A 22,970-nucleotide genomic window follows, 5' to 3' on the forward strand; every position below is an offset into this window, starting at 1 on the left:
GGGGAGATGAAAAAATGCCACAAAACGCTTTGGAATGGCGAGACGCCATATTGTATTATTCCGAAGAATTATTGCAGCACCCCGCTGATCTAAACTCTTCCGCTATCGAGGAAGGATTGCGGCTATTCCGCCACGAAAACGTGGATAGCTTTCATATAGAAAACCAGATCATTCATGCTTTTGTCCATGATAACGGCCGATGGGAGGTCAACCTCGATTTAACCTTTCCGTCACTCAGCTTTTGTTCTTGCCGCCAAAAAACCTGTTCTCATCAAATGGCCGTTTTTTTTGCATTATACAGCCAAACGGGAAATCTCCAAGATTGGATGGAACAATGGCGCACGCTCACAAGCGTTCCGTCAAAGAAACAACCGCCTCTTGATATTCCGGGAGTATATTATGCCAGCGATCTGCTAAAAAAACGGGCGGCCAATGACGGCCCTGAAGAGTGGGGAAAAATGGTCGATCGCGCCTTTTTACAAACGGATTGGTCTCCGGTAAAAAAGAATCCCTACTTATTGGATATGAAAGCCCAAAGCCTCTATCGACAATTGATGACACAAGGTCCGTTTGAAAGAGAATGGAAGCCGCTCTACCAATTATTTTGCAGCTACTTTCTCTTTCAAAAAGTGGTGGAATTATGCAGAACATTGGGGGAAGATTGGAATTTGATTGACCGGGCCTGTTCCTCCACTGTCTACTTTTTTGCCAAAGAATGCGAACATGCGGCCAGAGAGCTTTCTGTTCATGCCATTCCCTTTGCTTTTGACCGCTATCTTCTTTATTTAAAAGACGATCTCTTAAGACTCGTCGACCGCGATGGCCGGTTGTTTTCAAATACTTGTATGTTTCTGTACATGCGTCTTTGGACCGTTCTTTTGAAAAAAGAAGACTGGCGAAAACAAGAATGGAATCGTCTGGAAAGCGAGAGTCCCATTTCATACGGGAAGGCCACCGCCTTATTGCATCAACTTCTCTTTTTGAATAAAAAGGAGGAGTTTTCCGCTCTTTTTCAACGTCTTGACGAATCGATTGTCGATGCTTCGTTAGTATGGTTGGGTTACTTTTTTTCCGAACCGCCTTATCAAAAAGCTTGCTTTTTGCTCGAACTTGTGAAAGAGAAGCTGCCCGCCTATTTAGACAGCCTCACAAGTCCTTATCATAAACGCACATTTGTCGAAGATTTTTTGCGATTCATTGATGCCCCTTGGCTGGCGGAAAATCGGCCGCATCTATTGGAAGATGTGCTTTTTCAGCTTTTTCCCTACAGTTATTCCGTGCTTCATGAATTTTATATCATCACCGAACATTATCAAAAATGGACGGAATTGCAGCTATTGATGGGAGCGGAATTGGAAGAGCTTGAGCAAATGGGATTAAAGAAACTCGAAAAAGCTTCTCCCGAATGTGCTCTCCCCCTTTACCATTGGGGCATTTCCAAGCTGATCGAGCGCAAAAATCGTTCCAGCTACCAACGAGCGGTTAAATATTTAAAGAAGCTTCGACGCCTCTATAAAAAATTGAAACGTGAGCAAGACTGGGAACGATACTGGGCCGGTTTGCAAGAAAAAACGAAACGTCTTCGCGCTTTTCACGAAGAATGCAGAAAGGGTAAACTGATCGATGCTTAAATTAAAAACGTTGACTGTTCATACGATGCCATTTGAAGATGATCGTTTCTTTGTTTTTCTTACTTCTGACAGCGGAAAAGCAGTTGACTATTCCTTAGGAAAACAGCTGTTCCTTTGGCATCAAGAAAGCTTTTTCGGCACGGAACTGGAAGTAAAGGAAGCGGATGGTATGAAAGGGTTTATGCTTTCCGCTTGGCAATGGATTAGTCTGTTAAAAAACGACCGTTTTCATTCGTTTATCCAATGGCATTTTGACCCGCTCACTCAATATGGATTGTCCGTGGCGCCCGTTCTTTATGAAGCGGTGGTGAATGGCGAATTTTCGCCCGTTTTTCATGAAACAGACATTTACTGGGAACCTCCGGCCGCCGTCTGGGAGGAGTTCAATCCTGATTTTTGGGAGCAGGACGTATGGAAAGGAATATCAGCCAGAAAAATGACCATCGACCTGTTTCAAAGATGCGTACACGATTTTTTGTCCCATTCTCCTGTTTTTCAAAAGCTTCATGAGATCGCCGATTATCTTCAAAACGGGAAATTGTCAGCCGACGATCTCCAATCTTATTGGGCAGACGGCCACTTTCGCCAATGGGCTGGTTTCGTGGAAGATCCTGTTCCGTTCTCTATAGGCTTGCGTCTGTCAGAACCTGAAAACGATCAAGATTCATGGCTATTAGAAACGGTTCTGCAAAACAAAAAAAATCCAGAAAAAATTTACAGCTTAAATGGCAGAATTCCTCCTACTTGGAAAGTGCATCTTCCTGCTGTGCTTGCAGAACAAACGCGCTGGCTGCGTTTATTGCCTGAACTGCAGGAAAACGGAAAAATGAAAACAGCGTTGACCGAAGAAGAAGCTTGGACTTTTCTGACCGAAACGAGCGAAAAACTGATTGCCCTGGGTATTGCCATTCTTCTTCCTTCATGGTGGGAATCGATACGCCAAGCGTCCTTTTCCCTTTCTGCCCGAGTCCGCTCTCAATCACATTATCAGCGGACATTTGTCGGATTAAATACGATCCTTGATTTCGACTGGCGGATTTCTCTGAATGGAGAAGAACTGGCAGAAGAAGAATTTCAAAAATTAGTGTCGGAAAAACGCCGGCTTGTCAAGGTGAACGGCCAGTGGGTGCCGCTTGATCCGAAAATGATTCAAAAAATCCAACAGTTAATGGAAGAAGCGAAGAAAAAAGGGATCAGAATGCAGGACGTTTTGACCCAAGAGTTCACCGGTGATTCAGAAGAAAATCAAGAAGAACCGTCAAACTTGTACGAACTCGCTTCGGTCCAAATTCAATTAAACCGTTCATTGCAGCAAATGATCGACAAGCTTCAGCATATCGAACAAATTCCTTTGCAGCAGGCTCCGGCTTCCTTGAAAGGAACTCTGCGTCCCTACCAGCAAATAGGAATGAGCTGGCTCTTGTTTTTGCGGTCGTTTCGTTTTGGCGCCATTCTTGCCGACGATATGGGGCTTGGAAAAACGATTCAGCTGATCGCTTATTTATTGCATGTGAAAGAAAAAGAAAAGCCGGACATGCCGGCTTTGATCATTTGTCCGACATCTGTACTTGGAAACTGGCAAAAAGAGCTTGAGCACTTCTCTCCCGACTTGCGGGTTCTTCTCCATTACGGCCAGAACCGGCTACAAGGCGAAGACTTTGCCGAATGTATTCAAAATAAAGATGTCGTACTCACTTCTTACGGTCTGTCCCATTTGGACTTTGAGACCCTTTCAGCCGTTCATTGGAGCACCATCGCGCTCGATGAAGCCCAAAACATTAAAAACGCCCATACAAAGCAGTCTCGGGCCATCCGAAAATTAACGGGAAATCATCATATCGCCTTAACCGGTACACCGATGGAAAACCGCTTATCGGAACTATGGTCGATTTTTGATTTTACGAACCATGGCTACTTAGGAAGCTACCAAAAATTTCAAAAGAATTATATCATCCCGATTGAAAAAGAGCGTTCAGAGAAAAAAATCCGCCTCCTGCAGGCAAGAATTCGCCCGTTTTTGCTGCGTCGGACCAAGAAAGACCCGGAAGTGGAATTGAATTTGCCGGATAAGCTGGAACAAAAGCAATATTGTCCTTTGACAGCGGAACAAGCCGCTTTATATGAAGAATACGTGCAAGAAACGTTAAACCGGATTGAACAATTGTCCGCTTTTGAACGCCGAGGGGTTGTCTTGCAAATGTTAAATAAGCTGAAACAACTTTGCGACCATCCGGCCTTATATTTAAAAGAAACCCGTCCGAGTCGCGCTGCTGAACGTTCGCACAAGTTGGCCAAACTGCTGGAGTTGGTTCAAGAAATTTTGGAACAAAAGGAAGCTTGTTTGATTTTCACCCAATATATCACGATGGGAGAGATGATTCAGCAGGAAATCGAGAGCCGATTTCAAATCAAAGCACCGTTTCTGAACGGGAGCATGCCGAAGCTGCAGCGTGATCGCCTTGTCAGCCAGTTTCAGGACGGAGAATTTCCGGTATTTATCTTATCCTTGAAAGCCGGCGGAACCGGATTGAATTTAACGGCCGCCAACCACGTCATCCACTATGACCGCTGGTGGAACCCGGCTGTTGAAAACCAGGCAACCGATCGTGCGTATCGCATTGGCCAACACCGCTTTGTCCATGTTCATAAATTGATTGCCACTGGTACGTTGGAAGAAAAAATTGATAAAATGATTGAAGAAAAACAAGAACTGAACGAGAAAATCATCCAAAGCGACCAATGGATCACGGAGCTCTCCAACCAAGAGCTGGAACAACTGCTCAAATTGGAACCGCAAGGATAAACCCTTTTTTCACTATTTCTTGTTTTTTATTTGAACCAAACAAAATCAGAGCCGGTACTCCCGCCGGCTCTTTTTATTTGAGGGAAAGATGGAAGGTTTCAATATCTTTTATCTCTAGAGGAAAGTCAGAAAGGCCATTTTGAGGATAATAAGAGGGCAATGCGGGCATGAAACCCGTTTTTAAAAAAGGAAGAACTGAAAGTAGTTTATTTTTTTAAACTTCTTTCCATTTTGCTTTCATTCTTACGAGACAGAAAAACGATTGGATCGGAAAGCGATTGACTGGATTCCAGCCGGCGGATGCGCTGTTCGAGAAGGTGTATGGAGGAATGACAATTTCCAAGCAAGTAAACCACTTTTTCCATCAACCGTTCCATTTTTTCCATTTTGGCATAAACGTTTGGATCCAGAAAACATTCACCTCTTTTCATTCAAGCTCCATTAATGGAAACGTTTCTTCTTGGGGCTTTGAACTTAAAAACTGCACCGATTTGGCCACGACTTCCGTGATATGCACCTTCTTTCCTTCTTTATTTTCATAATTTCTTGTCTGAATACTGCCCAGCACCCCGATCAAAGATCCTTTGCTACAATATTTGGCCGTATTTTCCGCAATCTTGTTCCAAAATGTACACAGAACAAAATCTGCTTTTCCCCCTCCTTCTTGGCCGCGATAAGGACGCTGAACCGCCAATATGACGGGAAGAAACATTTTCCCTTCCGTCGTGTAACGCAGCTCCGGATCTTTTGTCAGTCTCCCGACTAACGTCACTTGATTGATCAATGATTTATCAACTCCTTCTTCTTTTTTCGGGAGGCATTTTCATCTTATCGGGAAAAGACGCATTCGTAAAATCGCTACTTTCCGCTTTTTCGACACGATCTTTTGTTTTCGCTGTTATTGTCAAGGAAAAAAGCGAATATTTTCGACAACTTCGGAGGCAATCAACCTTTTTTGCTTTTCTTTCCATTTTTATCTCCCCACGCTTTCTAGGTGCTGTCAATTCGGCTATGTTATAATGGAAGAAAAGCGAATCAATGGAGGCCGTCTTCTAAATGAAAACCTTTAAATTAGTCAGTCTTCAATTTATCGAGGATCAAGACGCTAAAGACATTGATTTCATTGATGGATTAATTATTAATAAAGAAGATGAAAAGCGGACGTGGCTGATTGAGCTTTTTACGGATCTATCCTATTACGATTATTTCCGTGACGTTCAACAAAGAGATAAAGACTTGGAAATTCAAGTCATCATATCCCGCCCTGAAAACAGCCCGGCTTATTTTTTCGGACATATCCATTGCATCAAAAAAATGGAATCCAACGTAAGCGTCTTATTGCAAGGACGTTTAACCAACAGACAAAACGAATTTGCCGAACGTCTTCTTACGGATTTGGTCCAAATGGGATTGAGCGGTGAACAGCTTGTTCGAGAATTTTCCGTCAACTTAAAAAAAAGACCCGGCCATCCCGTTGCCAAGATTCGTTAATATCCCCCCATCGCTGTCCGTCTGAAATATTTCAATCCGTAAATCGAGTAGGAGGGAGCGATTAACTCCCGTCCTCTCACACCACCGTACGTACGGTTCCGTATACGGCGGTTCAATTAAGATAATTGACGCAAGTCTTTATAACTTCCGTGAATAGCTGTTCTCTTTATGCCAGTGGTCACTCCACCCTCCAAGAGGTCTCCCACGGGATTCACCGCTTCCTCCCTCAAGTGAGGTACTACGTTTTCTGTGTTCATCATGACTCACTGAATACCAAGGGCTATTCTCTCTTAATTGTTCGGTCCTTCTTAGTTGTTCTAGACCAACTAATACTATGACCTCTGCTGACTTCTGACGGTTCAGCTACTTATCACTAAGTAGGTTATGAAGAGTACTTCACATATCCGCCAGACCTCCCCGGGTAAGTACATGCACTTTCACACCATCTATCCGCCTCATTTACTCGATATGACCTTCGACAGAAAGAGCTTTGTTTTGTTATGCAAACTCACTCAATCATACCTAGCCTTATATGAGGTTCGTGTTCCTCGGACCGGTGTTTTGCCTCCAGCTTCCTTCAGATTCCGCGTCACCACGGACACCCTTGCTCTTGGCTAACCTCTACTTCTGTCTTCGGGGTTCGGGACTTACACCCTATAGTTCATGTACATGCCGGGCGCACATAAAAAAACCCGGTCACGACTTCAAATGATCGGGTTTTCGTTTTTATGGCTTTTCGGCTCGCTTTTTCCGTTTTTTGACTTTTGATTTTTCTTGACTGTCAAAAGCGGGAGTGAACCAGCTGAAAACCGGTTCTTTCTCCTGCTTTATTTATAGGCGGCGTTTTCTTTCAACTGTTTCGAAAGAAAATCTATGTAAAACTTTGCCTCCATTTTACAGGAATAATCGTAGTCGGTTCCCAATTGTTTTTGCAGGGCATCCACCGTTTCAATTTGCTCAGGAGTCGGTTCTTCCGAGATGATTTTTTCGATGATTTCATTCATTTTGGACGCTATTTCTTCGTGAAATTCAGGGCTGCTTTTAATTTCATTGCTCACTTTATGATACCAAGACGAATTGGATTGAATATATTCTTTCCATTCTTGCATAAACTCTTCAAAAGAAAAACGATGATCCTCCCATTGAATCTTAGCCATATATTGTTCAAACGCAGTCGCAATTGAGCGAGTGATACTTATTTTTACGCCGTGCGGTAAACTTTGCAACATGGAATAAGTACCTCCTACATAATACATATATCGTATCTACTTTATCATAATTAGGAAGTTGTTGACAAAGTTTTTCTTTTTTTCATTAAAATGCAACAAACCCACCGTTTAGAACGGTGAGTTTGTGAATCCTTGCGGTTGGCAACCTCCATTGGAATGGAGGCTTCCGATTCATTCCTAGCGCCTCTTTTCAGCAGCCGGCACTCCTCCATCTTTTCGTCGGATGCACCAAGCACCTCCTGTAAAAGAGGGGCTCAACGAAAGAATTCAACCGTTGATGTTCCCTTTTTCGCCATCATTCATCTTTATTGTCTTTATCTCTTACATCACGTTTATCTTCGATTGGCTCTTCTCCCGGAGTATTTCTGTCTTTCGTCATGTCCCAATCATTATTGGTGTTCTTATCATTGGTTCTTCGGTTATTGTTGTTTAAAATACCGTTGTTGTTATTGTCATTAGGGTTGAGATCAGGCCCATCATTGTTGTTATTTCTGTTTAAATCATTACGGTCATTATTGTTATTGCGGCGATTGTTGTCATTAAGATCGCGGCGGTTATCGTCTATTACACCGTTGTCGTTGTCGTTGGCAGGCGGCGGAGGATTTTGATTGGTGTTACAGCCGGCTAAAAGCAAAATAGCTAACAGCGAGCCTCCCATTAATTGCAAAAACTTACTCATTTCTATCCTTCTCCTTTCATTATTCCATCCATTGGTAGACCGGATATTACTGGTCGGTTGTTATCATGCGCCAGTTTCATGAAATCTATTCCGATTTGAAAAAAAGATTGCAAAAGCCGACCTGTCGGCATCAGAAAATGTGTAAACCAAGCGCGAAAACCATCTTTTTTACAATGCTTCCGCTTATTTTTTCCTTTCGCCCGAAAAAATTTCATAAAAAAAGACTCCGTTATTTGAAAATCTTTCATATGGCGACCCATTCAGTCGACTATATGAAAGACTCCCAAAAACGAAGCCTGTTAAACCGTTTCAGCCAAAACTTGATCCAAGCGGCTAAGCATGATCGGGATGGCTTTATTTCGATTGCGAACGATCCCCTAGTGCAAACGTAATTTCCGCTTCACAAACGATTTCCCCGTTCACTGTAGCCGTCGCTTGGCCTTTGCCGATGCTTCCTCTAACCCGCACAAGTTCCACTTCAAGGCGAAGCTGATCTCCAGGTTTTACTTGCTTTTTAAAACGGCATTTGTCGATTCCGGCAAAAAAAGCGAGCTTTCCCCGGTTTTCTTCCTTATTCAAAACCGCCACTGCTCCTACTTGAGCCAGCGCCTCTACAATAAGTACTCCCGGCATGACAGGGTAATCGGGAAAATGGCCGTTAAAAAATTCTTCATTGCCCGTTACGTTTTTAATTCCCACCGCTCTTTTGCCGTCTTCCAATTCTTCGATCCGATCAATCAGCAAAAACGGATAGCGGTGCGGGATAATGTCTTTGATCTGTTGCAAATCCAACATGCACCTTATGCCTCCTTAGACAATAACAAGTCCTTTATCGTCGAAAATAAATTCATCCACATCGATGGCTTTAAAACATCCATCGGCTTCCCATGTCCAATGACGCTATAGCCGATGACCGCCCCGACAAACGCTGTGAATGCGACTAAGAAAAGATTCACTATAAATCGTCCCAGGGGCGTTAATTTCTTTTTCTTTCTAACTTTTCTCTGCTGTTCTGTCATAAGATCACCTTTAGCGAAGACTATTCACAAGCCCCATCATTTGATCGCCAAGAGTAACCGACCGGGATTGAAATTGATAAGAACGCTGGACGTTGATCATATCCGTCATTTCTTTGGAAATATCGACATTGGACTTCTCAAGCGCTCCTTGTTGAACGCTGATTTCACTGCGAAGAGCCCCCGTTAAATCGCGTGCGACTTCCCCAATGGCTACTGTGCTGTCAGCAGGAAGACCAAGCAAGTTATTTCCTTTTTGTTCTAAATATTGAGGCCTTTCAATGGACACGATTCCCAAATTCACTGCTTGTCCTCCTCCGACCGAAAGCCTTCCCGTTTTATCCACTGTTATGTTTTGACCCGCTTGCCGGTTCAATTGAACAGGCCGATTTTGTTCATCTAACACAGGATATCCTTCGGCTGTGACAAGCATGACTTGATTGCCGTTCACAGGGGAAAGATAAAAAGCACCATTTCGCGTAAAACGAATCTCTTCCCGTCCATTTTCCTGAACCAAAACTTTAAAGTATTGATTTTCATTTGTCAATGCCAAGTCCAAGGAACGTCCCGTTGTTTGAATAGGTCCCAATTTCGTATTCATTTTGGTTTGGGCCAATTTGGCTCCCGTTCCCAATCGAATCCCTTCCGGTGTCATTCTTCCCATCTCTCTGTTTGGGTGAAGCTGATTCTGAAACTGTTGGACTAGCAGGTCGGAAAAAGTGGCTTCACGGCTTTTAAAGCCATTCGTGTCAGCGTTCGCTAAATTGTTGCTAATGACGTCCAGCTGTTTTTGCAATTGGCCCAATGTATTAGTAGCATTGATCATTATGCGGTTCACTGCTGCTCCTCCTCTTCAGGCGACTAATTGATTCTCCCCACTTCATTGACGGCTTTGTCCATGCTGCGGTCATAAGCCTGCAACACCTTCTGATTCGACTCATACGCACGATAAGCGGCTAACATATCGGTCATGGTTTGAGCGGCATCCACGTTGGATCGTTCCGTAAATCCTTGCTGAATTCGAAAGCGGATATTATTCACTTGAAAAGCGTTTGGAAGCGTCCCGTTATCCAAACGATAAAGCCCATCCCCTTCTTTGACTAAAGAGTCGGGATTGGCCGCATAAGACACGCCTAATTGCGCCACATACTCCCCATTATCAAAAATTCGCCCTTGTTCGTCAATTTTCAAATTATCTGTTTGAACCCTGATTGGATTTCCGTTCGTATCGAGAACATTCAAACCGTCAGCCGTTGTCAAATAGCCAAGTCCATTGACAGTAAAATTTCCATTGCGTGTATACCGTATGCCATTTGGCCCCTGGACAGCAAAAAAGACCGTTCCCTTTGAATTAGCCCCTTGATTTCCCGGCACGAATATATCCAACAGCGCCAAATCGGTTTTGTTTCCTGTTTCCTGCAAGTCTCCTTGAACAAAGTTGGGAATGGTTTCTTGCATATAGACACCCGTATTTAAGCTCCCAACCGTTGTATAAGAAGGGATTTTCGCCAGCTTGCCATATTCGTCCAAGCGGCTTAACAGCATTTCCGGAAAAGCCCGAAGCGAGGATTTATCCGTTTTATATCCTGGCGTATTAGCATTAGCCATATTATTCGTCAGCAGCTCTGTTCTTCTTTGTTGAGCGATCATGCCCGAAGCCGCTGTATAAAACCCTCTGAACATATTGATTCACCTCTGCAATGGATTGCTGGTTTTATTATACAGGAAACCATTTGGCAATGCTTTCTCTTTTTTAGAAAAAAATTCATCCCTGCCAACTGTAGTAGAAGTCCATGCCCGCCATATGGCTTGCATCCTTAAATGAATTTCCGATTGGATATTTTATCAATATGATCCAAAATGACTCCCGTACCTACCGCTACACAACTCATCGGATTTTCAGCAATGAGCACCGGCACTTTTAATTCATCCGAAAGCAGCTGGTCAATGCCGTGAAGCAGCGCTCCTCCTCCTGTCAGCATCACTCCGCGGTCAATGATATCAGCAGAAAGCTCCGGCGGCGTTTTTTCTAACACGTTTTTGGCTGCTTGGACAATGGATACAACGGACTCTCTTAAAACCCCTTCAATTTCTTTCGAGTTAATCGTTAAAGTTCGTGGAAGGCCAGTGACCATATCGCGGCCGCGGATATCCATTTCTTCATTATGACCATCCGGATATACCGTTCCGATGGTCATTTTAATTTGTTCTGCCGTACGCTCTCCAATCAGCAGCTTATACTCTTTTTTTATGTAATTTAAAATTTCCATATCAAAGTTGTCGCCTGCTATTTTAATGGACTCGGAAGTAACAATGTCCCCCATCGAAAGCACCGCAATGTCGGTCGTTCCTCCGCCGATATCCACCACCATGTTGCCGCTCGGCTGAAAGATATCCATTCCCGCCCCGATTGCGGCTACTTTCGGTTCTTCTTCTAAATAGACTTTTTTCCCGCCGCTCTTTTCAGCTGCTTCCCGGATCGCTTTCTGTTCCACGCTCGTGATATTCGTCGGGCAGCAGATTAAAATTCGCGGTTTGGATATAAGTCCGCTTACGTTTAACTTATTTAAGAAATGTTTCAACATGGATTCTGTAATGTCAAAATCAGCAATCACTCCGTCTTTTAACGGCCGAATAGCGACAATATTGCCCGGAGTTCTTCCGACCATACGCCTCGCTTCTTCTCCGACTGCCAGCACTTTTCCTGAATTTCGGTCAATCGCAACGACTGATGGTTCATTTAACACAATTCCTTGTCCTTTTACATGAATAAGCACATTGGCCGTCCCCAGGTCAATCCCGATATCCTTTGAAAACATGTTGTATAAGGGCTCCTTTCCTCTTTTCTTCCATTTATGTACAATTTTTTGAAATGAAGTTCTATATCCCCAATTATCTATTTTATCATAAATGTTTTTCCAAAAGGAGAGCGAAAAAGACATGAAATCGAGTAGGAGGGGGTGATTAACCCCCGTCCTCTCACACCACCGTACGTACGGTTCCGTATACGGCGGTTCAATTAAGATAATTGACGCAAGTCTTTATAACTTCCGTGAATAGCTGTTCTCTTTATGCCAGTGGTCACTCCACCCTCCAAGAGGTCTCCCACGGGATTCACCGCTTCCTCCCTCAAGTGAGGTACTACGTTTTCTGTGTTCATCATGACTCACTGAATACCAAGGGCTATTCTCTCTTAATTGTTCGGTCCTTCTTAGTTGTTCTAGACCAACTAATACTATGACCTCTGATGACTTCTGATGGCTCAGCTACTTATCACTAAGTAGGTTATGAAGGGTACTTCACGTATCCATCAGACCTCCCCGGGTAAGAGTGTAATCTTTCCTTCCATCCATCTGCTTCATTTACTCTGTATCACCTTCGGCAGAAAGGGCTTTGTTTTGTTGTGCAAACTCACCCAGTGATACCTAGCCTCCTATGAAGTTCGTGTTCCTCAGATCGGAAGTTTGCCGCCCGCTTCCTTCAGATTCCGCGTCACCACGGACACCCTTGCGTTAAGCTAACTGCTACTTCTGCCTTCGCAGCTCGGGACTTTCACCCTATAGATTACACCCATGCCGGGCGCACACTGAAAAAGAGGTGACCTTTGCAGCAACAGGTCACCTCTTTCCCCTTACCGCTTCAAAGCGGCAGGATTATGCCCGCGGTACTTTTTCTTTGTCGCTTCTCCACCCCGCAGGTGGCGGATCGATTTATGGTAATCTAATATGGCTTTCACTTCATTAGCTAGTTCAGGATTTATTTCAGGCAATCGTTCCGTTAAATCTTTGTGGACAGTACTTTTGGATACGCCAAACTCCTTCGCGATCACGCGAACCGTTTTTCTCGTCTCCACGATATACTTTCCAATCTTGATCGTTCTCTCTTTGATGTAATCGTGCACACCACTCGCCCTCCCTAAATTGGATGTGAGAAGTGTGAAATGAGACTCGCTTTCACTTCATTTAAGTACTGTATTCCCGCATGAAAATAAATTGGTGGTCCTCCCCCGCGCATGCGGCAGAAAGCGAGATCGCTTTCTATCTTTACCACGACTGATCAAGTCTTTTTGCCTTTGGATATTTGCTTTTTTAACGATTCCTCACCTCAAACACTCTCTCTAATTTTTGTGCAGGTTTGTAATCATTTTATTAGCTTGGTTAAAAATATATGCACGAAATCAGTATTAAGGACAAGGCATGAAGGGACTTTTTTACGGGCGGATACAGAATCAGTCGTGAAAATCAGCGTGGCAGTTCAAAAAACGGATGGATTCCTTCTTCTAGGTTCAAATGAAAATAAAAAAACAGAGAGTTATTCCGTTCACTCTCTGTACATCTATAAATTACTGGATGGTTTTGTTGAGATATTGTTCAGGATTTAAAGGAGTGTTGTTTTTGCGAATTTCAAAATGGACATGAACACCCGCTTTTTCGTTAAACACACTGTTTCCTGCTTTTCCGATCACTTGCCCCTGTTTTACATTTTCGCCTTCTTTGACTTGTATGTCTTTCACAGATTGATATTGTGTGACAATTCCTTTTTCATGTTCAATTTCAATGACATTGCCAAGCAAAGCATCTTCTTGAATGTTCGTTACTTTTCCGCTCAACGCCGCCGTTACATCGAAGCTTTTTCCATCTTTCACACCAATATCAATTCCTGTATTGGGATAATACGTATTGTTATAAACTACTAGTGCGGCTTCTTGTTCCTTTTGGGAAGCGTTTTTGTCATAAAATTTTTGCTTAATAACGGCTTCATCCGGATTTTCCAATGGAAGCTTCACGGTTTCCATCGCCGTATTGACTTCCACCGAAGGCTCACGGCTGCTGTTGTCAGCGGATTGTTGTTGGCCCTGATCTTTCGTCGCATTGTTATCTTCAGTTGTTTGATACCATACAATACCGGCTATTAAAAGGGCAGCAATGACAAGATATAAGCTCGGAAATACCCAACGTTTTTTAAAGAAAGTTTTCATCCTTAGAGAAATTCGTTTCTTTTCTTCCTCTCTCACTTTTCATCACCTCAGCTACCATTTTGAACAGGCCGGGTGAATTCTATACCTTTTTTCAAAAAATTTTTTTACTTTTTATTTTTCGATAATCCATTTAAAATTATTCACGTAATCGCGACACCATATTCTGGGGTTTTATATTATAAGGTTAAAAAAAGGCAGCATTTCCCGAATAATGGTCCCATCCAGAAAATGCTGCCTGTCTTGTCTTCCAAAGAAGTGAGTCTCATTATGAAAAAGGCGAAGATCCCTCACCTTTTAAGGAATCGCCGTTTTCTTTCCGTTTTCACTTGATTTTTGCGCGGTGATCCGGTTTTTCAAATAATCGTCTGAAGAGGCAATTTGCACATGTTGATAATAATATTTTAAAATCTGTATGTAATTTTTCCCTTCTTTTGCCATTCCATTAGCACCATATTGGCTCATACCAACCCCGTGGCCGTATCCTTTTGTCGTAATCGTCATATGATCGCCTTTTATCACCCAGGAAAAATCTGCAGACTTCAGCCCAAGCTTTTCCCTTATCTCCCTTCCCGTAAATTCTTTCCCAGCAATCAAGACTTTCCCGACTCGATTGCCAGCTGTCCGTTGGATGACAGTACCGGCATCTTTTTTATTTTTTAAATGAACCCCTAATTTTTTTTCAAACTCTTTTACGGGGATGACCGTCTTGGAGTAATATTGCGGAGATTTTTTATCCCATGGGCTTTTGACGCTTTTTAAATACGGTATCGGCTGTTTCCAATAATCCTCCGAGTTTTCCGTATAACCGTTGCTTGTCGAAAAAAACGAAGCTAAGATAGGTTCCCCATTATAAGTTAAAATTTTTCCGGCCGTTTGGCCCACCGCTTCTTCTATTTTTTTCATCTTCCACTGATAATCTTTTCCCCATATTTGTTTTAATTCCTCAGGGCTTTTATACACTTGGTCTTTCACCGTATCGGTGACATCCGCTCCGTCCGGCGCATCAGAACCTTTCATTAATTTTTTGACAATAAACGTTCTAGCCGTTAAGGCTTGCGCTTTTAATGCCTCCATTTCAAAATCCGCCGGCATTTCCGAGGCCACCACACCAGCCACATATTTTTCCAACGGCTCTTTTTCCGTTTTATGAAGTTGAGATCTATATACCGCCACTTCTACGCTTGATTGTTTTTCCAACTGAGACTGGCTCTTATTCGCTGAAATCTTTTCAGTCATTTTTCCGCTCGTCCCTTGATCGGAAAACGGAATGACAAGCAAGGCCGGTATAATCATCGCTGATGTAGTCAGAATAGCTAATAAAATAAAAAGTGGATTCCAGTTCTTCATCATGTATTACGTCCTCCAGTAACGTTTTTTGAGACAGAAAGGGCAATAGCTTTTCTCATCTCCAACATATGGCGGAGGACAAGCTTTTATGTCAGAAATTTGTTGAATAGAGTCCGGATGATCGGGGCATAATGGTGGATGGATTCTTTTTCGAACGTGGAAATAAAAGAGGCCGCCCGTTGGTGGAAAACATGAAAAAATCCCGCTTTTATCAAGCGGGCCGGCCATCACGCTTTCACATCTGTGATGGCAACTTTTTCCGTCAGGGTTTCTTGGTCTTCTTCGTTAACGCGGATAATATCGGCTCCCAGCGAGGCCAGCTTACCATGGAAATTCACATATCCCCGGTCCAAATGCTTTAATTCCGTTACACGGGTATATCCGTCAGCGACTAAGCCTGCAAGTATCAACGCAGCTGCTGCACGCAAATCGGTAGCCGTCACTTCAGCTCCCTGAAGCTTACACGGTCCGTTAATAATAACGGAACGTCCTTCAATTTTAATGTTCGCATTCATGCGTCGGAATTCTTCCACATGCATAAACCGGTTTTCAAATACAGTTTCCGTAATCACACTGGTACCTTCTGCTTTCAGCAAAAGAGCCATCATTTGTGATTGCATGTCTGTCGGGAAACCGGGATGCGGCATCGTTTTAATGTCCACAGCTTTTAACTTTTCCGGACCGATGACTCGGATGCCGTTCGCTTCTTCAATGACAGTCACGCCCATTTCTTCCAATTTGGCAATAAGAGAGGTAAGATGCTCAGGAACGGCTCCCTGAACCAGTACATTTCCTCCCGTAATAGCCGCAGCTGTCATAAAAGTGCCGGCTTCGATTCGGTCTGGAATAATGGCATGTTCCGCCCCGGTCAAATAATCAACGCCTTCTACACGAATCGTACCTGTACCTGCTCCTCTAACATTTGCTCCCATTTTATTGAGAAAATTCGCTAGATCGACAATTTCCGGTTCTTTGGCGCAGTTTTCAATGATCGTTGTTCCTTCTGCCAATACAGCAGCCATCAATATATTTTCGGTCGCTCCTACACTAGGAAAATCAAGGTAAATTTTCGCACCTTTTAATCGGCCGGGAACTTCCGCTTCTATAAAACCGTTGCCAACTTTGACAACAGCCCCCATTGCTTCAAAGCCTTTTAAATGCTGATCGATCGGTCTGGATCCAATTGCACAGCCACCGGGAAGGGCTACCCGCGCTTTACCGGTACGGGCAAGCAACGAGCCCATGACTAATACAGACGCCCTCATTTTTCGTACATATTCAAACGGGGCCTCTACAAAAACCTCTCTAGATGCGTCTACTATGATTGTATTGTCTTCAAAGTTCACGTCACAGTTTAAATGACGCAGCACTTCGTTAATGGTATACACATCGGAGAGAGCAGGTACATCACGAATGATACTTTTTCCTTTACTTGCTAATATTGTTGCAGCGATAACAGGGAGAACGGCGTTTTTTGCGCCTTCCACTTTCACTGTGCCGTTCAGCCTTTTTCCGCCGCGGACGATGATTTTTTCCAAGAGTATTCCCCTCCGCGTCCTAATTCTCTATATTAATATTCAACTGTAATGATTGGTGTGCCAATGACAAAGGATGTATTGGCGTCCAATTGTTCTTCTCTCAATCCAATTTGCAAATTCATCCGTTTTTCTTTCAGAGGTAAGCTCTGACTGAATTGTTTTGAATAAGCTGAAATGGAATAGAGATCGTCTTCTTTCAGTGCTTCCGTTTCTTTTGCATTTAATGCCGTCATCATAGAGGAAACTTGATTTGACAAAACTTCCTTAAGTTTACCATTGAACTTCCCCTTTATACAAGAGAAAACCAGAGGGTGGTGAATAAAAATTTTCGAGTAATTTTCTTCAAACCCTCCATGAATAAAAGAAAGATTTTCTTTTTTCAGGTCACTTCCTTCAACTGTATAAAGGACATACGATTGTTCGTTTTCATTGGAAACAATTTGAATGGTTTGGCGGATATTTCCTTTGGTTGATACAGCAGAGTATGAACTCTCATTACTATTTGTATTTTTGGACCAAGCCCAGTGTGAAAACTCCGCCTGAAGCTTCCGTACAGTTTGTCCAATTTTTTCACTTTGAATCGGTTCCCTCGTGTGTAAAGACCATGAAGAAATCGTTCCATTCATACTTTCCGCCAGATTAGCAAGTGTTTCGATTTCCGGTTTCGGATTCACCGCTATCGTGTTTTTCCCCAAAAGTACGATTGAAAAACCCATTATGCCAATAATAATGACGAAAATGATATAATTTCCTTTCATACATCTTCTCCCCTTTGGTAACAGTGTTTCCGGTTACCTGGGAGAAATACGTGGGAATAATCGTCATCTTTCAACAATGAGTCTTGTGTACATTTTCACTTGCTAATCAAGCAAACAAAAAGCAGTTTAAAAAAACTGCATCCAAAGAAAATAATAAATAAAATTTTTAAAAATTCAAGTGTGAAGAACGAACTAAATTCTCAGGACCATCCAAAATTGAAAATCGATTCATTTTCCCTATGATCAAGAGGAATCGTCATCTTTCCGGCCGCTTTTCCGATCCAAAAAAACAAAAATTATTGAAACATCATTGGCAGCTGCTGCGACCATAGCAAATAATCCAAGAAAAATTGGCTGACCACTGAACCAATAGCAATTGTCAACAAGACGTATAACAGCCTGGCTTGAAAGACTCTATTGGGTTTAATCAGCTTCTCAAACCTTAGCGCTTGCAAAGCCCAAAATGTAATCGCTATAAACACCAAATGGGAAAGAATGCTGAGGAGCGCTTGTTGTCCAAATTGTGCAACCATCCTGACCTCTCCTTCCAGGTTTTCCACCTGCCAGCTATTGTAGCATAAATCTTACATAGAGAACGACTGTCATTCCACTTTCTAATCGATGATCCATCCTTACCGATGATTGGCCGAACAACATAGTCTCTTCTTGAGAATGATGGTTTCATTCTTTTGAAAAAAGAGATTTGATTCCCCCATGAATCATTCCTATTCTTTCGATTCAATCAAAAATCAACAGGTCAACCTTCCTCTCACTCTAAAGACCATGCCTTCTCTTTCCTGCTTCCATATTTTTCGTTCCAAACTCCCGCTGATATGACCATTTTTTCCATAAAATCAGCCTTTATTCCGTTTAACGTCTTACCTAAAATAAACGAAAAAAGTCAGCAACCATTCTTTTTTACGGTGAGCAATAGATAAACGAAAAGCAGAATGATCATTTCATTAGTCCGATAAAAAAGCTGATCCAAACAAGAAAGCGGAAATTTCCTGTTCAGATCAGCCTAGGTTGGTCATTCCAATTATTTATGTTTGTATATATTGATGCGGTTCACAGCCCGCTTTAATGCCAATTCTGCCCTCTTATTATCCATGTTTTCTTGCCGCAGACGGCGCTCTGCTCGTTCTTTTGCTGCTTGAGCACGTTCAATATCAATATCTTCCGCCCTTTCAGCAGCTTGCGCCAAAATCGTCACTCGATCAGGACGAACTTCCAAAAAGCCTCCGCTGACAGCAATCCATTGTGTATTATTGCCATTTTTCAAACGAACAGCACCGATTTCTAAAGGAGCAACCAACGGAATATGTCCGGGTAAGATACCGAGCTCCCCACTGGTCGCTCTGGTACTTACCATTTCCGCTTCTGATTCATGAACCGGGCCATCAGGAGTGACGACAGTGACTTTCATTGTTTTCATATGAATACCTCCTGAACCCTTTTATTATACTTCTACTCCCATTTCTTTCGCTTTTTCGATTACATCTTCGATCGGACCTACAAGACGGAATGCATCTTCCGGAAGATGGTCATATTTTCCTTCCAGAATTTCTTTGAACCCTCTTACCGTTTCTTTTACAGGCACATAGGAACCAGGTTGTCCCGTAAATTGTTCCGCCACGTGGAAGTTTTGAGATAAGAAGAATTGAATGCGGCGAGCGCGATGTACAACAAGTTTATCTTCGTCGCTTAATTCATCCATCCCTAAAATGGCGATGATATCTTGCAATTCTCTGTAGCGTTGCAGCGTTTGCTGAACTTGGCGAGCCACTTTATAATGCTCTTCGCCGACGATTTCAGGTGTCAACGCCCGAGACGTAGAAGCAAGCGGGTCTACTGCCGGATAGATCCCCATTTCAGAAAGTTTCCGTTCAAGGTTGGTGGTTGCATCCAAGTGAGCGAAAGTAGTCGCTGGAGCCGGGTCAGTGTAGTCATCGGCAGGCACATAAATCGCTTGAATTGATGTAACCGAACCAACATTTGTAGATGTAATCCGTTCTTGAAGTTGTCCCATTTCCGTTGCCAACGTAGGTTGATAACCTACCGCAGAAGGCATACGTCCCAACAATGCGGAAACCTCAGAACCTGCTTGCGTAAACCGGAAAATATTGTCAATAAAGAGAAGTACGTCTTGTCCTTGTTCATCACGGAAATATTCAGCCATGGTAAGACCGGTAAGGGCTACACGCATACGGGCACCAGGCGGCTCATTCATTTGCCCGAACACCATCGCCGTTTTGCTGATAACCCCGGAATCTTTCATTTCATGATAAAGGTCATTACCTTCACGAGTCCGTTCTCCTACACCGGAAAATACGGAAATACCGCCGTGTTCTTGTGCGATGTTGTTAATCAATTCTTGAATTAAAACCGTTTTTCCTACTCCTGCACCGCCGAACAAACCGATTTTACCACCTTTAATATAAGGCGCCAACAAGTCGACTACTTTAATTCCGGTTTCCAATATTTCCACTTCGGTAGAAAGTTGTTCAAATTTTGGCGCTGGACGATGAATAGGATCGCGGCGTGCATCTTCAGGAATTGGTTCATCTAAATCGATGGTTTCCCCTAATACGTTAAATACCCGTCCTAATGTTACGTCTCCGACAGGAACGGAGATCGGTTTTCCTGTATCGATTACTTCCATTCCGCGTTGCAGACCGTCTGTGGAAGCCATGGCAATCGTACGAACCGTATCATCGCCTAAGTGAAGCGCTACTTCCAATACGAGATCAATGCTTACTTCTGATTCCGTTTTTGCTTCGTATTGTACTTTTAACGCGTTGTATATATCGGGAAGCTGGCCGCTCTCGAACTTCACGTCAACTACCGGACCCATTACTTGAAGAACGTGTCCTTTGCTCATTATGTTCCCTCCTAACTAGCTTTTAGCAGATCAAAGACTGCCACATTCAAAAATTCTATCGCTTGTTTCCGCAACGAACTAGAGTTACTCCAATGCAGACGCTCCGCTGACAATTTCCGTGATCTCTTGGGTAATAGAAGCTTGGCGTGCACGGTTGTATGACAGCGTTAAAGTGTCGATCAGTTCCAAAGCATTATCTGTTGCATTTTTCATGGCTGTCATCCGTGATGAATGTTCGCTCGCTTTAGAATCTAAAATGGCGCCAAATATCAGGCTTTCTGCGTATTGCGGAAGCAGCACATCCAATATTTCTTCCGCCGAAGGTTCGTATTCATAAGAAGTAAGCTTATTCGCCGGTGCAACATCCGTCAAAGGCAAAAGCTGCTTCTCTGTCACTTCATGTTCGATGGCGCTGACATAATGAGTGTAGTACATATGAAGCTCATCGAACGTTCCGTCTATATATAAGTTCACCGTTTTATTCGCGATGCTCCGAATATCCGTAAAACTCGGATGATCGGGCACTCCCACCATATCATAGACGACATTCATTCCTCTATTTACAAAGAAGTCTCTGCCCACTCGTCCAAGTACAATAATCGCGTACTCATCTTCTGATTTGTGGCGTTTTTTAATGGTGTTGTAAACGAGGCGAAGAACGTTGCTGTTATATGCTCCCGCCAAACCCCGGTCTGCGGTGATCACCAAATACCCGGTCTTTTTAACGGGGCGGGAGACCAGCATCGGATGTTTGATATCTTTGCTTCCGGCCGCAATGCTGGCAACGACGTCCTGCATTTTTTCCATATACGGAACAAATGCTTTGGCATTTAGTTCCGCGCGGCTGAATTTCGATGCGGAAACCAATTGCATAGCCTTGGTGATTTGGCTTGTTTTCTTTGTAGTATTAATACGAGTTTTTATATCGCGTAACGATGCCATCCGTTCTCACCACCCTTATACTTAATGAATTCCATTTTGTTACTCGGATTTCGCAAAGGTTTTCTTAAAGCCGTTAATGGCTCCTGCCATCTCTTCGTCGCTCGGCAAGTTACCTGTGGAACGGATTTGATCAAGCACCGCTTGTCCGTTTTCATCCAACCAAGCGTAAAATTCTTCTTCAAAGCGGCGGATATCTTCTACCGGGATGTCATCTAAAAATCCGCGAGTCAACGCATAGAGAATCATGACTTGTTTTTCTACTTTGATTGGTTTATTTAAATCTTGCTTTAATACTTCTACGGTACGGGCACCACGAGCCAATTTTGCTTGAGTCGCTTTATCAAGATCAGAACCGAATTGAGCAAATGATTCCAATTCACGATAGGATGCCAAGTCCAAACGCAAAGTACCGGCCACTTTTTTCATGGCTTTAATTTGAGCGGCTCCCCCTACACGGGATACAGACAAACCAGCGTTAATAGCCGGGCGTACACCGGAGAAGAATAAATCCGATTGCAAGAAAATTTGTCCATCTGTGATGGAAATAACGTTTGTTGGGATATAGGCCGAAATATCCCCTGCTTGTGTTTCAACAAACGGCAATGCTGTCAACGAACCAGCGCCTTTCGCATCGCTAAGTTTTGCAGCACGTTCAAGTAAACGAGAGTGAAGATAGAATACATCCCCCGGATATGCTTCACGACCAGGTGGACGACGGAGCAGCAAGGAAAGTTCACGGTACGCAGCAGCTTGTTTGGATAAATCGTCATAAACGACCAACACATGCTTGCCGTTGTACATGAATTCTTCGCCCATCGCAACGCCGGCATAAGGTGCCAAATACAATAACGGTGCTGGTTGTGATGCAGAAGCTGTCACCACGATCGTGTAATCTAATGCGCCATTTTTGCGCAGCGTTTCAACCGTTGTCCGAACCGTCGATTCTTTTTGACCGATTGCCACATAAATACAAATCATGTTTTGGTCTTTTTGGTTGATAATCGTGTCAATCGCGATGGATGTTTTACCTGTTTGACGGTCCCCGATAATTAACTCCCGTTGTCCTCTTCCGATCGGTACAAGAGCGTCAATGACTTTAATACCTGTTTGAAGAGGTTCATGAACAGATTTACGATCCATTACCCCTGGAGCAGGACTTTCAATTGGACGAGTTTTTTTCGTATTAATCGGTCCAAGACCATCAACCGGTTGTCCGAGAGGATTTACAACACGACCAATGAGTTCTTCTCCAACCGGAACTTCCATAATACGTCCTGTACGACGAACTTCGTCTCCTTCACGAATATCCGTATATGGTCCTAAAATGACGATCCCTACGTTATTTTCTTCCAAGTTCTGCGCCAATCCCATAACGCCATTTGAAAACTCCAAAAGCTCGCCAGCCATGACATGATCAAGGCCGTGGGCACGAGCAATACCGTCACCGACCTGGATGACAGTGCCTACATCATTTACTTCCATATCCGCCTGATAATTTTCGATTTGCTTTCTTATCAGCGCGCTGATTTCTTCAGCTTTGATGCTCATGCGTTTCACCCCTTCTTATTTATAGAGCAGAATGAAAGGAAATAGCGTTATAGTTGTCGTCCCGCTATTTCACGCCATTCATTCAACGAATAAGCGAGAGACTCTGCAACGAGTGCTGCTCGCCGTTTA

22 protein-coding genes are annotated in these 22,970 nt (G+C 43.3%); 3 read left to right on the forward strand and 19 right to left on the reverse strand.

All coding sequences use genetic code 11. The features are described from left to right. Positions 1 to 14: 14 nt before the first annotated feature. Both NST12_RS15445 and NST12_RS15450 read left to right on the forward strand, forming a co-directional pair. Complete coding sequence (locus NST12_RS15445) at positions 15 to 1,631, forward strand: hypothetical protein (protein ID WP_341101946.1); 1,617 nt, start codon at positions 15 to 17, stop codon at positions 1,629 to 1,631. Beyond that, positions 1,624 to 4,434, forward strand: a complete 2,811-nt coding sequence (locus tag NST12_RS15450) for a DEAD/DEAH box helicase (RefSeq protein WP_341101949.1) — start codon at positions 1,624 to 1,626, stop codon at positions 4,432 to 4,434. The genes NST12_RS15445 and NST12_RS15450 overlap by 8 nt, the downstream gene beginning before the upstream one ends. Positions 4,435 to 4,640: 206 nt before the next feature. Here NST12_RS15450 and NST12_RS15455 read toward each other — a convergent pair whose 3' ends face one another. After that, complete coding sequence (locus NST12_RS15455; RefSeq protein WP_048624217.1) at positions 4,641 to 4,865, reverse strand: hypothetical protein; 225 nt, start codon at positions 4,863 to 4,865, stop codon at positions 4,641 to 4,643. Next, on the reverse strand, positions 4,862 to 5,218 hold the full coding sequence (locus NST12_RS15460; RefSeq protein ID WP_048624218.1) for a single-stranded DNA-binding protein: 357 nt from the start codon (positions 5,216 to 5,218) through the stop codon (positions 4,862 to 4,864). The genes NST12_RS15455 and NST12_RS15460 overlap by 4 nt, the downstream gene beginning before the upstream one ends. A gap of 272 nt (positions 5,219 to 5,490) precedes the next feature. Here NST12_RS15460 and NST12_RS15465 point away from each other — a divergent pair, with 272 nt between their 5' ends. Beyond that, positions 5,491 to 5,925, forward strand: coding sequence for a YwpF family protein (locus NST12_RS15465; protein WP_048624220.1), 435 nt, complete (start codon positions 5,491 to 5,493; stop codon positions 5,923 to 5,925). Between the two features lie 827 nt (positions 5,926 to 6,752). Here the strand turns inward: NST12_RS15465 and NST12_RS15470 are convergent. The 17 genes from NST12_RS15470 to atpA all read right to left on the reverse strand — a co-directional run bounded on the left by NST12_RS15470 (position 6,753) and on the right by atpA (position 22,841). Then, positions 6,753 to 7,154 (reverse strand): hypothetical protein, encoded by a 402-nt coding sequence (locus NST12_RS15470; protein ID WP_048624221.1) that lies wholly within the window; start codon positions 7,152 to 7,154, stop codon positions 6,753 to 6,755. Between the two features lie 295 nt (positions 7,155 to 7,449). Next, a complete protein-coding gene (locus NST12_RS15475) occupies positions 7,450 to 7,833 on the reverse strand; it encodes a hypothetical protein (protein WP_048624222.1) in 384 nt (127 codons plus the stop codon). 354 nt (positions 7,834 to 8,187) lie between these two features. After that, entirely contained in the window at positions 8,188 to 8,628 is a 441-nt protein-coding gene (fabZ, locus tag NST12_RS15480) for a 3-hydroxyacyl-ACP dehydratase FabZ (RefSeq protein WP_003353316.1), read from the reverse strand. A 5-nt stretch (positions 8,629 to 8,633) separates the two neighbouring features. Further along, complete coding sequence (locus tag NST12_RS15485) at positions 8,634 to 8,852, reverse strand: DNA-directed RNA polymerase subunit beta (protein ID WP_003353317.1); 219 nt, start codon at positions 8,850 to 8,852, stop codon at positions 8,634 to 8,636. Positions 8,853 to 8,862: 10 nt separating this feature from the next. After that, entirely contained in the window at positions 8,863 to 9,687 is an 825-nt protein-coding gene (locus NST12_RS15490) for a flagellar hook-basal body protein (protein ID WP_341101952.1), read from the reverse strand. A 23-nt stretch (positions 9,688 to 9,710) separates the two neighbouring features. Further along, a complete protein-coding gene (locus NST12_RS15495) occupies positions 9,711 to 10,532 on the reverse strand; it encodes a flagellar hook-basal body protein (protein ID WP_048624225.1) in 822 nt (273 codons plus the stop codon). Positions 10,533 to 10,666: 134 nt separating this feature from the next. Continuing rightward, positions 10,667 to 11,668, reverse strand: a complete 1,002-nt coding sequence (locus NST12_RS15500; protein WP_048624226.1) for a rod shape-determining protein — start codon at positions 11,666 to 11,668, stop codon at positions 10,667 to 10,669. Positions 11,669 to 12,480: 812 nt separating this feature from the next. Continuing rightward, positions 12,481 to 12,750, reverse strand: a complete 270-nt coding sequence (gene spoIIID / locus NST12_RS15505) for a sporulation transcriptional regulator SpoIIID (RefSeq protein ID WP_003353321.1) — start codon at positions 12,748 to 12,750, stop codon at positions 12,481 to 12,483. Between the two features lie 441 nt (positions 12,751 to 13,191). Further along, a complete protein-coding gene (locus tag NST12_RS15510; RefSeq protein WP_048624227.1) occupies positions 13,192 to 13,863 on the reverse strand; it encodes a M23 family metallopeptidase in 672 nt (223 codons plus the stop codon). A 258-nt stretch (positions 13,864 to 14,121) separates the two neighbouring features. Beyond that, the gene (gene spoIID / locus NST12_RS15515; protein WP_327796694.1) at positions 14,122 to 15,177 is read right to left on the reverse strand and encodes a stage II sporulation protein D; all 1,056 of its coding nucleotides are present in this window, start codon (positions 15,175 to 15,177) and stop codon (positions 14,122 to 14,124) included. A 224-nt stretch (positions 15,178 to 15,401) separates the two neighbouring features. Continuing rightward, positions 15,402 to 16,712, reverse strand: coding sequence for a UDP-N-acetylglucosamine 1-carboxyvinyltransferase (murA, locus tag NST12_RS15520; RefSeq protein ID WP_327796695.1), 1,311 nt, complete (start codon positions 16,710 to 16,712; stop codon positions 15,402 to 15,404). Between the two features lie 32 nt (positions 16,713 to 16,744). Then, positions 16,745 to 17,470, reverse strand: coding sequence for a YwmB family TATA-box binding protein (locus NST12_RS15525; protein WP_340396436.1), 726 nt, complete (start codon positions 17,468 to 17,470; stop codon positions 16,745 to 16,747). A 296-nt stretch (positions 17,471 to 17,766) separates the two neighbouring features. Beyond that, positions 17,767 to 18,003, reverse strand: coding sequence for a DUF1146 family protein (locus tag NST12_RS15530; RefSeq protein ID WP_003353330.1), 237 nt, complete (start codon positions 18,001 to 18,003; stop codon positions 17,767 to 17,769). A 506-nt stretch (positions 18,004 to 18,509) separates the two neighbouring features. Beyond that, positions 18,510 to 18,905, reverse strand: coding sequence for a F0F1 ATP synthase subunit epsilon (locus tag NST12_RS15535; protein ID WP_270583867.1), 396 nt, complete (start codon positions 18,903 to 18,905; stop codon positions 18,510 to 18,512). Positions 18,906 to 18,929: 24 nt separating this feature from the next. Continuing rightward, positions 18,930 to 20,351, reverse strand: a complete 1,422-nt coding sequence (gene atpD, locus NST12_RS15540) for a F0F1 ATP synthase subunit beta (protein ID WP_003353333.1) — start codon at positions 20,349 to 20,351, stop codon at positions 18,930 to 18,932. Positions 20,352 to 20,435: 84 nt separating this feature from the next. Then, on the reverse strand, positions 20,436 to 21,293 hold the full coding sequence (gene atpG, locus NST12_RS15545; protein WP_341030344.1) for an ATP synthase F1 subunit gamma: 858 nt from the start codon (positions 21,291 to 21,293) through the stop codon (positions 20,436 to 20,438). A gap of 39 nt (positions 21,294 to 21,332) precedes the next feature. Beyond that, positions 21,333 to 22,841 carry a F0F1 ATP synthase subunit alpha gene (atpA, locus tag NST12_RS15550; protein ID WP_003353335.1) on the reverse strand — a complete coding sequence of 503 codons (1,509 nt, stop codon included), beginning with the start codon at positions 22,839 to 22,841 and terminating at the stop codon, positions 21,333 to 21,335. Between the last annotated feature and the right edge of the window lie 129 nt (positions 22,842 to 22,970).

This window comes from Bacillus sp. FSL W8-1127, assembly GCF_038006725.1.
In the GTDB taxonomy this organism is placed as follows: Bacteria; Bacillota; Bacilli; order Bacillales; family DSM-4216; genus Bacillus_O; species Bacillus_O smithii.

What these genes read in the sequence shown, in the direction of transcription:
- NST12_RS15445 (WP_341101946.1), top strand. Translation starts at nt 15, where the DNA reads ATGCCACAAAACGCTTTGGAATGGCGAGACGCCATATTGTATTATTCC.
- NST12_RS15450 (WP_341101949.1), top strand. Translation starts at nt 1,624, where the DNA reads ATGCTTAAATTAAAAACGTTGACTGTTCATACGATGCCATTTGAAGAT.
- NST12_RS15455 (WP_048624217.1), bottom strand. Translation starts at nt 4,865, where the DNA reads ATGAAAAGAGGTGAATGTTTTCTGGATCCAAACGTTTATGCCAAAATG.
- NST12_RS15465 (WP_048624220.1), top strand. Translation starts at nt 5,491, where the DNA reads ATGAAAACCTTTAAATTAGTCAGTCTTCAATTTATCGAGGATCAAGAC.
- NST12_RS15470 (WP_048624221.1), bottom strand. Translation starts at nt 7,154, where the DNA reads ATGTTGCAAAGTTTACCGCACGGCGTAAAAATAAGTATCACTCGCTCA.
- NST12_RS15475 (WP_048624222.1), bottom strand. Translation starts at nt 7,833, where the DNA reads ATGAGTAAGTTTTTGCAATTAATGGGAGGCTCGCTGTTAGCTATTTTG.
- fabZ (WP_003353316.1), bottom strand. Translation starts at nt 8,628, where the DNA reads ATGTTGGATTTGCAACAGATCAAAGACATTATCCCGCACCGCTATCCG.
- NST12_RS15485 (WP_003353317.1), bottom strand. Translation starts at nt 8,852, where the DNA reads ATGACAGAACAGCAGAGAAAAGTTAGAAAGAAAAAGAAATTAACGCCC.
- NST12_RS15495 (WP_048624225.1), bottom strand. Translation starts at nt 10,532, where the DNA reads ATGTTCAGAGGGTTTTATACAGCGGCTTCGGGCATGATCGCTCAACAA.
- NST12_RS15500 (WP_048624226.1), bottom strand. Translation starts at nt 11,668, where the DNA reads ATGTTTTCAAAGGATATCGGGATTGACCTGGGGACGGCCAATGTGCTT.
- spoIID (WP_327796694.1), bottom strand. Translation starts at nt 15,177, where the DNA reads ATGATGAAGAACTGGAATCCACTTTTTATTTTATTAGCTATTCTGACT.
- NST12_RS15525 (WP_340396436.1), bottom strand. Translation starts at nt 17,470, where the DNA reads ATGAAAGGAAATTATATCATTTTCGTCATTATTATTGGCATAATGGGT.
- NST12_RS15530 (WP_003353330.1), bottom strand. Translation starts at nt 18,003, where the DNA reads ATGGTTGCACAATTTGGACAACAAGCGCTCCTCAGCATTCTTTCCCAT.
- NST12_RS15535 (WP_270583867.1), bottom strand. Translation starts at nt 18,905, where the DNA reads ATGAAAACAATGAAAGTCACTGTCGTCACTCCTGATGGCCCGGTTCAT.
- atpD (WP_003353333.1), bottom strand. Translation starts at nt 20,351, where the DNA reads ATGAGCAAAGGACACGTTCTTCAAGTAATGGGTCCGGTAGTTGACGTG.
- atpG (WP_341030344.1), bottom strand. Translation starts at nt 21,293, where the DNA reads ATGGCATCGTTACGCGATATAAAAACTCGTATTAATACTACAAAGAAA.
- atpA (WP_003353335.1), bottom strand. Translation starts at nt 22,841, where the DNA reads ATGAGCATCAAAGCTGAAGAAATCAGCGCGCTGATAAGAAAGCAAATC.